The sequence below is a fragment of the Acinetobacter johnsonii genome (assembly GCF_048551975.1).
Classification (GTDB): domain Bacteria; phylum Pseudomonadota; class Gammaproteobacteria; order Pseudomonadales; family Moraxellaceae; genus Acinetobacter; species Acinetobacter johnsonii_A.
This window is the reverse complement of record NZ_JBIMCF010000040.1, coordinates 1-10,308: the sequence shown is the minus strand read 5'-3', so window position 1 is coordinate 10,308 and position 10,308 is coordinate 1. Positions and strand designations below refer to the sequence as shown.

13 protein-coding genes are annotated in these 10,308 nt (G+C 34.7%); 5 read left to right on the top strand and 8 right to left on the bottom strand.

The features are described from left to right. Positions 1-335 precede the first annotated feature (335 nt). Together ACG9ZB_RS15950 and ACG9ZB_RS15945 are read left to right on the top strand one after the other, a co-directional pair. Positions 336-632, top strand: coding sequence for a type II toxin-antitoxin system RelE/ParE family toxin (locus ACG9ZB_RS15950; protein ID WP_004787583.1), 297 nt, complete (start codon positions 336-338; stop codon positions 630-632). A 3-nt stretch (positions 633-635) separates the two neighbouring features. Next, entirely contained in the window at positions 636-926 is a 291-nt protein-coding gene (locus tag ACG9ZB_RS15945; protein ID WP_004787581.1) for an addiction module antidote protein, read from the top strand. Positions 927-1,096: 170 nt separating this feature from the next. Here ACG9ZB_RS15945 and ACG9ZB_RS15940 read toward each other — a convergent pair whose 3' ends face one another. Together ACG9ZB_RS15940 and mobQ are read right to left on the bottom strand one after the other, a co-directional pair. Next, positions 1,097-1,594, bottom strand: coding sequence for a hypothetical protein (locus ACG9ZB_RS15940; RefSeq protein WP_004856450.1), 498 nt, complete (start codon positions 1,592-1,594; stop codon positions 1,097-1,099). Then, the gene (mobQ, locus tag ACG9ZB_RS15935; protein ID WP_004856449.1) at positions 1,591-2,562 is read right to left on the bottom strand and encodes a MobQ family relaxase; all 972 of its coding nucleotides are present in this window, start codon (positions 2,560-2,562) and stop codon (positions 1,591-1,593) included. Before mobQ ends, ACG9ZB_RS15940 begins: the two co-directional genes overlap by 4 nt. 208 nt (positions 2,563-2,770) lie before the next feature. On the opposite strand from mobQ, the gene ACG9ZB_RS15930 reads away from it, so the two are divergent. Then, entirely contained in the window at positions 2,771-3,055 is a 285-nt protein-coding gene (locus ACG9ZB_RS15930) for a hypothetical protein (protein ID WP_004856445.1), read from the top strand. Here the strand turns inward: ACG9ZB_RS15930 and ACG9ZB_RS15925 are convergent. The 6 genes from ACG9ZB_RS15925 to ACG9ZB_RS15900 form a co-directional block, all read right to left on the bottom strand. After that, positions 3,052-3,348 carry a hypothetical protein gene (locus ACG9ZB_RS15925; RefSeq protein ID WP_004856442.1) on the bottom strand — a complete coding sequence of 99 codons (297 nt, stop codon included), beginning with the start codon at positions 3,346-3,348 and terminating at the stop codon, positions 3,052-3,054. The two genes, ACG9ZB_RS15930 and ACG9ZB_RS15925, sit on opposite strands and share 4 nt — an antisense overlap. After that, positions 3,345-4,268 (bottom strand): replication initiation protein RepM, encoded by a 924-nt coding sequence (gene repM / locus ACG9ZB_RS15920; protein ID WP_004856439.1) that lies wholly within the window; start codon positions 4,266-4,268, stop codon positions 3,345-3,347. The genes ACG9ZB_RS15925 and repM (ACG9ZB_RS15920) overlap by 4 nt, the downstream gene beginning before the upstream one ends. 1,109 nt (positions 4,269-5,377) lie before the next feature. After that, positions 5,378-6,190: a hypothetical protein gene (locus tag ACG9ZB_RS15915; protein ID WP_419326722.1), complete on the bottom strand. Its 813-nt coding sequence runs from the start codon at positions 6,188-6,190 to the stop codon at positions 5,378-5,380. An 8-nt stretch (positions 6,191-6,198) separates the two neighbouring features. Continuing rightward, a complete protein-coding gene (locus ACG9ZB_RS15910; protein ID WP_419326721.1) occupies positions 6,199-6,597 on the bottom strand; it encodes a hypothetical protein in 399 nt (132 codons plus the stop codon). 160 nt (positions 6,598-6,757) lie between these two features. Then, positions 6,758-6,928, bottom strand: a complete 171-nt coding sequence (locus ACG9ZB_RS15905) for a hypothetical protein (protein ID WP_171301051.1) — start codon at positions 6,926-6,928, stop codon at positions 6,758-6,760. Continuing rightward, complete coding sequence (locus ACG9ZB_RS15900) at positions 6,925-7,311, bottom strand: hypothetical protein (RefSeq protein ID WP_104158057.1); 387 nt, start codon at positions 7,309-7,311, stop codon at positions 6,925-6,927. The genes ACG9ZB_RS15905 and ACG9ZB_RS15900 overlap by 4 nt, the downstream gene beginning before the upstream one ends. Positions 7,312-8,517: 1,206 nt before the next feature. Between ACG9ZB_RS15900 and repM (ACG9ZB_RS15895) the strand changes: the two genes are divergently transcribed. Next, positions 8,518-9,435 carry a replication initiation protein RepM gene (gene repM, locus ACG9ZB_RS15895; RefSeq protein ID WP_106986761.1) on the top strand — a complete coding sequence of 306 codons (918 nt, stop codon included), beginning with the start codon at positions 8,518-8,520 and terminating at the stop codon, positions 9,433-9,435. 84 nt (positions 9,436-9,519) lie between these two features. Continuing rightward, a complete protein-coding gene (locus ACG9ZB_RS15890; RefSeq protein ID WP_032016346.1) occupies positions 9,520-10,059 on the top strand; it encodes a plasmid replication DNA-binding protein in 540 nt (179 codons plus the stop codon). Positions 10,060-10,308: the final 249 nt, after the last annotated feature.

The window sequence follows — 10,308 nt, the reverse complement described above, 5'->3', positions numbered from 1 at the left end:
AGATAACACTACAGTAAAATGGACTGTAGACAGAATTAATGCCACTTTTGATGACAGTAATTGAGTTTATTTAACATAATAGAGCTTATACGAAACGCAATTTAAAATATTATTGTTTTTCATATAGTTATAAAATTTTGACTGACTTCAAAAACAGTAAAAAGCCGACTTAGAAACAAGTCGGCTTTTTTATGAGCAGGTTTGATACCTTTTGCCAAGAACATAGGTTATTAAATAATCAATTGATAAAATATATTCTTATTATTTCATTTACTCATAAAATATATTCATTATAATGTTGTGTATTCGATCGAATACAATAAAGAGGAACTTTCATGACCGAGATTAAACGTCTCCCTGAATTTGATGAATGGCTAGATAGCATTAAAGACAGTATGACCCGTCTTAAACTGAATCGAAGATTAGATAAGGTTCAGCGTGGTAATTGGGGCGATGTAAAGCATCTTCAAGAAGGTGTTTGGGAAATGCGAGAGTTCTTCGGACCAGGTTGGCGCATGTATTACATCAAACATGGTGATGTAATCATTGTGATGCTTGGAGGTGGTGATAAATCTACACAGCAAAAGGATATAGAACGAGCTGTTGATTTATCAAAATCTTTAGAGGATTGAAAAATGGTTAAAATAGCTGATCTACCTAGCTTTGACATGGCAGAAGCACTTAAGAGTGAAGAAGATATTGTAATGTATCTTAATATGGTTCTTGAAGAGAATGACCCTGCTGAACTAGCTCATGCACTTGGTGTAATTGCTAAAGCTCGTGGTATGACTCAAATCGCTAAAGAAGCAGGAATTGGACGTGAAGCACTTTACAAAGCACTCCGTCAAGATTCAGCACCTCGTTTTGATACGATTAATCGTGTAGTAAATGCTTTAGGTCTAAAACTAACTGTGCAGAATGCATAACTATTAATAAAATTTTGTCTAAGTTCCATCTTATTTAACATAAAATCTCTTATGCGAAATTTCAGCTCGATGCTTTGAAAGATGGCTAAAGCCATGTTTCAAAGTCGGGCAACTTTGCGCTTGCTGTAATTTGATTTGTAATGAGAAAAACCAAGCAAAGTACCGATCAACTAGTATTTTTTAGGGTCGATCTGACACCAGTCATACGTTTTTTCTTTGACACTACTCGGTTCAAACGAGTAGCAATTTTTCCTCATTATTCTCACCAATGTTTCACCATCACTTTCTCGAATTTGTAGCGGATATTTTTTTAGTACAGCCATATCTGCTCTACGTTCATCAATTTCGTCTTTGCTTGGTATGTATAAAAAGATAGCCAAAATGAACACCATCATCACAGCAACAAACGTGCTGGCAAAAATAAAGATAAGTTTTAAGTTGAGCCTGTTTGTAGCTTCGTTTAATGCCTGAATACTGTTGTTTAATGCACCTGTATGCTTCTTATTTGTGTTTTCTAGCGATTTTTCAGCCTTGTCTAGCACTCCACTAGCGACTTGGTTGTAAAACTGCTCTAATCGCTTCTTATCGTCTGCTATGGCTTCTCGATATTCCTTCATGGATGCCAATAAAATATATAACTGGTCATCTAAATCATTTTGATTACTCATAATGACATTCCGCCTCTACTTAGTTTTTGATATGCCTTGCGGAGTGCTTGCTCGGCTCGTTGTTTATCTAATTCTTGCTGTCGTTTCATTTCCGCTTGGCGTTCCAGTTCTAGACGTTTGGTTTCTTGGTTCTTCTGCCATTGATCAAAACCTTGATCGACACGGTTTAAACCACGCTGTAAAACGCTCTCTTTCTGCTGTTTCTGTTGGTCAAGCTGTTGGGCGTTCTGCTGTTTCACATTGTCATTAAAACGGCTGATTTCAGTGTCTATGCCTTGTCTGCGTAATTGGGTGACTTTAGTGCCTTCATGGATGGTGGCTTGTAGTCCGTTATTCTGATCGGCATAGCTGCGGTGATCTATTTTTTCTCGGTAGCCTGCTCGTTCTAATGCGTGATTGGCTAAATTTGCCCACGTTTCCCGAATCTGTTTAATTTCGTCTTGGGTTGTACCCATACCAAGGCTTTTTCGTTTGGCGTTGCTGAGTTCAATATCGGTTTTGGTGGTCAGGGTGAGTTTATTGTCCGTGTCCAATTCGGCTTTTCGGGTGGTAAGCATGATATGGGCGTGATGATTCTTATCATTACCGCCTTTGCTGGGTTCATGGATGGCTAAATCTGCGATCACTCCATAGCGATCAACTAAGGACCTGGCAAAGTCTTTTGCCAAGTCCTTACGTTGATCAGCGTCTAATTCATCAGGTAGGGCAATGACCCATTCTCTAGCGGTTCGGGCATCTTTACGGTTTTCGGTTTTTTCTGCCAAGTTCCAAAGTTCACCACGGTCAATTTCAATATCTAAATTAGACAGAATTTCAGAATGGGCGACACCGTCTTTTCTCGTAAAGTCATGGGTCAGTCCTGTGCGTTCATCTTCTAGTTTTTCCCCTGCACGATATGCAGATGATGCAACCGCAGTTCGCCCCGAACTTCGGTTCACCGTTTTAGTGGAACAATGATAAATTGCCATGCAGTCGCCTTGGGGTGCTTTTGCTTTTAAAAAATTGCGTAGCAGTTTTTTGGGGTTAAGGGGTGTCCCCTTGCGCAACTTTGACTTGAACTTTGTTCAAGTCGTAAGTGCGCATTTCATGAAAAACACGATAGCATATAGCCCGCTTGAATTTCAATTCATAGGGTTTTATGCTTGAGTGGTTTTCTATATCCCGAAATTAACCGTTATGACAAAATCTGCTGAAAATATCGAAAAGAAAATTGAAGCCCAATTAGAAAAGTTGAAACAGTTAAAAGCTCAAAAACAGGCTATTGATGCAAGAGAAAAAACCAAGCAAAAGGAACAAGAAAGAAAGGACGATACAAGACGTAAAATTTTGCTCGGTTCTTACTTAATTAAAAAGATGCAATCTAATGAAGCCAATAAAGAAAAAATACTCGCTGAACTCAACGAATATTTAACAGAAAATAGAGATAGACAGCTTTTTGATTTGCCCGATATTGAAGCCTAATTTTTCTTAGCTGTTTGGTTGTTCTGTTCGGCTTGATACTCGGGAATGAGCGTATTTAAAACCTTTTGAATATTGTCTTTGTCCTCTATCTGCAAATTATCTCGATAGTAAATTAAGTCCTGTATTTTGCTTTCCATCTGCATTTTTTTGGTGGGTTCTGCATTTTTGGATATTCGAGATAATAGGAAGATATAACCGCATATATTTTCCCTCGCAATTTCATAATTTACGATGTCGAGGTATTCAACGGTCACATGTTTTAGATCAGTTGATAGGTTGTTTAATTTAATCATGGCTGAAATCCTGATTTTTCTAATATTGGATAAAGCTCTCTGAATTTTTCAGGCTCTAAAAGCATATCTGCTATACGGATAGCAAATTGTTGGTAGCTTTCTGTACCTTGTGAATATTTCCCCATTTCAGGCATTTCTGACATTTTATTGGCAAATAAATGGCGTTGTGCATCGGTCATTTTGACAAAAAAGTCAGGTGTGTTTGGGTCACGCTTAGAATCTAATTTTTTCGGCTGTGATTTTTGCTTAAACTTAAATGAAAAACCAATAATTGAACGACCACGTTTGTGTTGTTCATACTCTGCTTTTATATCTGTGTACTCATTAATTTGATCAATGGCAAGGTGTAAAACTTTTTCTTTAAATTGCCCCATTCTCTTGTATTCGTTGGGTTCTATGCCTAATTTTAATCTTAGCTCTTCTAGCTCTACCATAGTCACTTTGCCTGTACTACGCCATGCGATAAGCAACTCATACAAGCGTATAGCGTAAACACTAGTTAAACTGCTGACTTGCTCTAGTTCATAACTGGTGAAGTGTTTTTCTAAATTTGTAATCAACGGTACAACATCATCAGAAAACTTAATACGAACAAGAGCTTCATTTTCTACATAAGATATTCGTTGTACCCATCGACTTATTACATTCTCAATGTTGCCCTTTTGAGTCAGCTTTTGATAGCTAAATCTACGATCAAATAGGCTTTTGCAAGCATCTTTAAGAACTTTATAGGCTGTATTTCTATGAACATTGAAATGGTTGATATAGCTTTCAGCATGAATCGTCAAATCTTTATCATTGGGTGTATTTGATTGCCTAGCTTCAAGTATGGCTAACAGTATTAAACGTTGTTCTGATAGGTCTAAATTATAACTGGCATTTATTAGTGCATTATCTTTAACGACTAGTTCCTTTTTCATAAGCACACATGTTTTTTAAATATATAAGTACACTCTATTTTATTGAGTGTCACTTTGCAAGATAAAGGTGTACTTATTGCAAGATAAAGGTGTACTTATTGCAAGATAAAGGTGTACTTATTGCAAGATAAAGGTGTACTTATTGCTATTTTTATTCTTATATATCAATTAATTGTAGAGGCTAAAAATTAAAAAATTAAAAAATATTAAAAAGAGGGGAGTGCTTAAAACTGCCCTATGTACTCGCTAAAGCTCGTACTCTATTGAAGCTCGTTCCTCGCTTCATGGGGCAGTTTTTGGTTAATCCTGTTTATGAAATCTAAAAGCAAAAGCATTGGTAATGTATTCCCTTCGCTCATACTTTTTGAAAAGCAAAAGCTCCAAAGTTCGCACCCATTCGGGATGCTCTGTAACTACCGTTTAAAATCGAAAGGGAGCTTGTAATCAGAGAAAAAGCGAGGTCGAAATTTTGATGATGCTCAATCGCTCGTAGACACTCGCTCGGTTCTTATTATCTAGGTTTTAATTATTTACTGGAGCTAATCAAAGTTGTGAAACATTGATGAAATATTAGTCGTGGAACGTGAAGAATCATAAAAAAAGCCCGAGCATGACGTTTCGGGCTATTAAGTATTGACTATAACATTGAAAGATAATGAAAATATCTAAGCATTTCGGATAAGGTGTATTATGTTAATTTTAGAAAAATTAAAGTTAAAAAAAGTAATAATTTTTATGCAAAAGTAGCTTTTTTTATGAAAAAAACGTATCATATTAAGCATAAATACACTTATGTGTATAAAAAATTATCTCAATTTTATATATTTATTTATATAAAATTATCTTAAATATTAGTAATGATAGTAGATCTACAGCGCTGAGTTCAGAATGTATTGCAAGTCGATCTGGGGAGGGTTACCTCAATTTAAAGATTGCAGCGATAACTTTGGTCAGATTGCAAGACGGTCATTAGGGGCGAACCTTAGTTATATTAATCAATCACTAATATTTTTTACTTAGATATGATTTTTTTTATAAGATATATTTTAGTATTTTATAAATAAATCATAAGATATCATGATAATGGGAGCCTTTTGGCTCCCATTATTTTATGTAATAAAATCATTAGTAAAAATATTTAAATGAATTCTTTTTCTAAAAATTATATTTTCCTCATGACAATTTAAATAGCTGCCATTTATTAATGCAGTATTATCCGAATCATAGCTAACATTAAAGTGTTGTCTAGCATCTAGTTTAAAACCGAATCTTAAATGTGCTTTTAGATTGCAATAATTATCATGTGGATGCCCAGTTTCATGATGTGCATGACGTTCATCACCTAAGTCAAAATACTTATTAGCATTATCAAGGAAGAATTTCCTTTTATTTCCAGAGCGTCTCTTCGGCTTTCTATGAATTTTTCTTATCGAAGATAAACATGCATTAAACTCTTCTTGAAATTCATCTTTAGAGGATTTATCTCTAATTATATTGGGTAAACTACCTAGAAAATCCGAGTTAAAATTTAAGAATGGTAGTCTCAATAATTCAATGTCATCACCACTAGAGAATAAGCCATTCATATATCTAAAATTTTTTAATATTTTAGTAACCTGTTCAGCTAAATAGTGCTTTGATAAAGGAGCCTCTTTGTAGTCTATTTCACCCACAAAACCAATTTTATATAATTCAAAATCAACATCTAGCCTTTTATCCTTTACTACAAGAAGTCTTTCAATAACATTAATATTTGAAGAAATAAAATTAAGAGCTTTTCCTAAATCATTTTCAGTAAAATATGATATTTGCGTATTATTAGAAAGCTTTTTAGTTATATCACTTTTAAAAATATGATCCTCATTACTTTTAATAAAGTTAATGTGAAAATCTGTATTAAGAATATTAACAATTAAAAACATGACAGACCTTAAGATAACAACCTTACTAATATTTTTGTTGGAATCTGAATTTGATCTAATTCTTGTTGACTACATCTACTTTTTAATAAATCTAAAAATGCTAATGTTAACTCTTTATCAGTTGTAGATACCTTCTCTGAGTCTAAACTGTCATCATAACTGTAGTTTTCATTGCTAGGTATTAATCCAATTTTTTGATCTTGAGATGGATGAACTACTATTTTCAGCTTTAATTCTCCTTGATTTTCTTTAATCCATTTTACTAGTGATAAACCTTTAGTAGCTTTCCTAACTTCTTCTTTAGGATATTCACCGCCTAATTGACTAACTAATAAAGGAGATTGCTTGTCGTTCCAAAAAGATTGAACTTTTTTGGTTATTTCAGCTTTTAGTTGCTTTTCTAACATTGTTTTCTCTTAAGTATCAAAACTTTATTATTTTAACCTTAATTTCTCTTCTCTAACATGAAAACTTTCTGAACATTCCTCATAGTATTTCCTATATATCAAAATTTGATTAGGCTATCCTCAAATGATTTAACATAAAATCTCTTATACGCAGCCCAGGTTAATCCTGGGCTTTTTGTTCAATCTGATCATTGGCCTCAAACATGCCAGGATTAGTAATCCGGATATTTTCCTGACAATTCCCACAAAGCATCAGCCCTGCAAAAAGCTGTACGTTTTCCATTGAATCACAGAAAGCACACGGTTTAGAAAGTTGAATAATATTGCTCACGGCTTTTTCCCCGCAAAATAGTTCTTTTGGGCATATGCATTTCCCTTTATTTGCATTCCTCGGATGTCTTCTCGATCTACTCTTAGATGCATCAACATCCCCATTTGAAACATGTACATATGTCCAAAGTCTTCAAAGAATTTTTCATTTAAATAATTGGCTTCAGTAAACTTATCTAGGGAATAATTAATTTGCTTTTCAAAATCATTCACCAATGTTTCAATCCGACTGACCTGCCGTTCAATACTGGCCATTTGTAAATTACTGGTCAGTAAATCCCGTAAATAAGTTCCGAGTTTATCGCCCTTCAACTGAGCCAAACGCTCATATTCTTGTGCGACTTGATTGTCTAATCTGACGGCAACGGTTCGAGTACTGTTCATGAAAAACTCCTACAATTTGTTTTCAATCTAAGCACCTAATTTCTAAAAAGTAACTATCAAATATAAGTAAACACTGTGTTAAGTTTTAATGATTACAGGTTAAATATCTAATATAAAAAGAGAAATTTATATAAAAGCGTAAACAAAGGTGATTACAAGCTATCCTATTGTTTTGTAAGTAAATATTGCACTTTATTTGCAACAAAACGTGTTTACAGCTAAACCTATGAAAAATAATAAAAATCATGCTAAAAGCGTAAACGCTTTCCAGATAGATGAAAAATCGCTGTATCCCTTATAGGATAAGGCTTTGGAGCCTTTATCTTTAGATGCGTGGTGTGTGAACCAAAAATTGCCGGTATGTACCGGCTCCCAATCCATTTAATTGACTTAACTGACAGTAAAGATAGTGCTTGGCCAAAAGAGATCCTGACTATTGTATTTTTAAGAGAAAAATCTATAAGCGAAAACTCTAGCCTACAGGTCAAAAATAAAACCTAAGTTAAAACGCTCTCACATGCGATTTCAGCCACATTTTTACATAAGACATAGAATCGACTATTGAAATGAGTAATCAGGTCAAAAAACGCAAATGAGCGCCAAATAGAGACTATTTTTATTCTAATCGGGATGAATAGAGTGAGTGTCTACGAGCGAAGCAACAAAATTCGCATCTCGACTCTCTGAAAAACAGCTTTTTAGGCTGTGAAGTCTAAATGAGCGTAAATCACATGCAGAAAATTGTGCCTAGATCGAGCGTAGCGAGTAAAAAAGCTTTATGAGCGAAGCGAATTCCGAGTTTCTTTTGCTCTTGCCTTTGCTTTTTCTCAAAGTCACAACAGGATGATCTAAAAAATTGCCCCACGAATCGAGCGAAAGCGAGATTCAATAGAGTTTGAGCGTAGCGAAAACCAAGGGCAATTTTTCTTTGCCAGGGCTTTTAATAATTTTAAAGTTTTTAAATGCTTTTAGACTAGCTGAACACCTTTATTTTAAAGGCATGTAGAGCTTATATGACTACGTTTACCTACCAATATGACTACGTTTACCTACCAATATGACTACGTTTACCTACCAATATGACTACGTTTACCTACCATAAGACTTCATAATATTTTTTGTAGATTTAACTACGTTTACCTTGCATAAATCTACATAATTATTAATATAGACTTATATTCATAAATAATAATGTAGATAAATAAAATGCGGGATTTAGTTGTTAAAGATAATGCTCTAATAAATGCTAGCTATAATTTGGATTTAGTAGAACAACGTTTAATCCTATTGGCCATTGTCGAGGCAAGAGGTAGTGGCAGAGGTATCAATGCAAATGACCCATTAGAGGTTCATGCAGAGAGTTATGTAAACCAGTTTAATGTTGCACGACAAACAGCTTATCAAGCCCTCAAAGATGCGTGTAAAGACTTATTCGCACGTCAATTTAGCTATCAAGAAGTAAATAAAAGAGGAAATATTGAGAATGTCCTAAGTCGCTGGGTCAGTGAAATTAGATACATTGATGATGAAGCAACAGTAAAATTAATATTTGCACCTGCAATCGTGCCTCTTATTACACGTTTAGAAGAACAATTCACAAAATATGAGCTACAGCAGATTAGTGATCTTAGTAGTGCTTACGCTGTACGTTTATACGAATTATTGATTGCTTGGCGTAGTACTGGCCAAACACCTGTTATTGAACTAGCAGAGTTCAGGCAGAAGATAGGTGTTCTCGATGATGAATACACTAGAATGGGAAACTTCAAGGATCGAGTGTTAAATCTAGCTATTGCCCAAGTTAATGAGCACACAGACATTAACGTTAAATGTGAGCAACATAAAAAAGGCCGTAACATTTCAGGATTCTCTTTCACATTTAAGCAAAAGAAAGTGATCACCTCTAAAAGTTCAACTTCACTTGAACTTTTCTCAAAAATGACCGATGCACAACGTCACCGTTTTGCTAATAAACTTTCTGAACTTCCAGACATGAATAAATACTCTCAAGGTACAGAAAGCTACCCACAATTTGCAGTTCGAATTGCTGAAATGCTAAAAGATAAAGAGAAGTTTGAAGAGCTTCTGCCACATCTTAAAAAAGTAGGATTTAGTACAAAATAAACTTCATGTTCAGGTAGGATGTTCATCTAAATATCCTTGTACATGCACTGAGGGATTACATTGAACACAACAAAATTCAGCGTCATGGACGCAAGTAAAGCTTTTAAAAAATCACGAACAACAATATATGAAGCTATAAAAAATGGTGAATTATCAAGGGATCATGATGGGCTTATAGATTTATCCGAACTTATCAGGGTCTATGGTAATCCTATCGGTGTTCAGTCCAATACACGTACTGAACACGTTCAGAAGGATGTACAAGTACGTGTTCAATCTGAGATTGAAAATGTATTGAAAGATCAAATTTCTCTACTCAAAAATCAATTGGACTTAGCCAATCACAGAGAAAAGGCTTTGATGCAACACATAGAGGATTTGACTCATAGAATTGAGTTTAAAGGTCAGCTTGAACAACCAAAAACAGAGGTAGAAGAGCACAAAGTTGCTCCTCCTGTTCATTCTGAAATGACAGAGAATCCTAAACTAGAACCAGACCAGAAAGATGACGGATTGACTACTCCGGTCGAAACAGAAAATAAGCGGATTCCAGTGCCGGAGCACGTTGAACAGGAGCCGGAGAAAAGGGGCTTTTGGAGCCGTTTTTTTAGACCCTATGATTAACCACGATTGTTTAACTGATATGAACAAAGTCGTGAAAATTTGATTAAATAACAAGCGTGGAACGTGAAAAATCATAAAAAAAGCCCGAACAGGGACGTTTGGGCTATAAACTAGAAACTACAGCATTGATTTCTATAGATAATTATAACGCATTTCGTATAAGGTGTATTATGTTAATTTTAGAAAATCTTAATTAAAGTGAAATATATAGCTCAAATCATAGAATGTAATGAGGATCTCGAATTTATT

Coding starts and splice junctions, on each gene's coding strand:
- ACG9ZB_RS15925 (WP_004856442.1), bottom strand. CDS start 3,348: ATGATTAAATTAAACAACCTATCAACTGATCTAAAACATGTGACCGTT.
- repM (WP_106986761.1), top strand. CDS start 8,518: ATGCGGGATTTAGTTGTTAAAGATAATGCTCTAATAAATGCTAGCTAT.
- ACG9ZB_RS15945 (WP_004787581.1), top strand. CDS start 636: ATGGTTAAAATAGCTGATCTACCTAGCTTTGACATGGCAGAAGCACTT.
- ACG9ZB_RS15950 (WP_004787583.1), top strand. CDS start 336: ATGACCGAGATTAAACGTCTCCCTGAATTTGATGAATGGCTAGATAGC.
- ACG9ZB_RS15900 (WP_104158057.1), bottom strand. CDS start 7,311: ATGAACAGTACTCGAACCGTTGCCGTCAGATTAGACAATCAAGTCGCA.
- ACG9ZB_RS15930 (WP_004856445.1), top strand. CDS start 2,771: ATGACAAAATCTGCTGAAAATATCGAAAAGAAAATTGAAGCCCAATTA.
- ACG9ZB_RS15915 (WP_419326722.1), bottom strand. CDS start 6,190: ATGTTTTTAATTGTTAATATTCTTAATACAGATTTTCACATTAACTTT.
- repM (WP_004856439.1), bottom strand. CDS start 4,268: ATGAAAAAGGAACTAGTCGTTAAAGATAATGCACTAATAAATGCCAGT.
- ACG9ZB_RS15910 (WP_419326721.1), bottom strand. CDS start 6,597: ATGTTAGAAAAGCAACTAAAAGCTGAAATAACCAAAAAAGTTCAATCT.
- ACG9ZB_RS15890 (WP_032016346.1), top strand. CDS start 9,520: ATGGACGCAAGTAAAGCTTTTAAAAAATCACGAACAACAATATATGAA.
- ACG9ZB_RS15940 (WP_004856450.1), bottom strand. CDS start 1,594: ATGAGTAATCAAAATGATTTAGATGACCAGTTATATATTTTATTGGCA.
- mobQ (WP_004856449.1), bottom strand. CDS start 2,562: ATGGCAATTTATCATTGTTCCACTAAAACGGTGAACCGAAGTTCGGGG.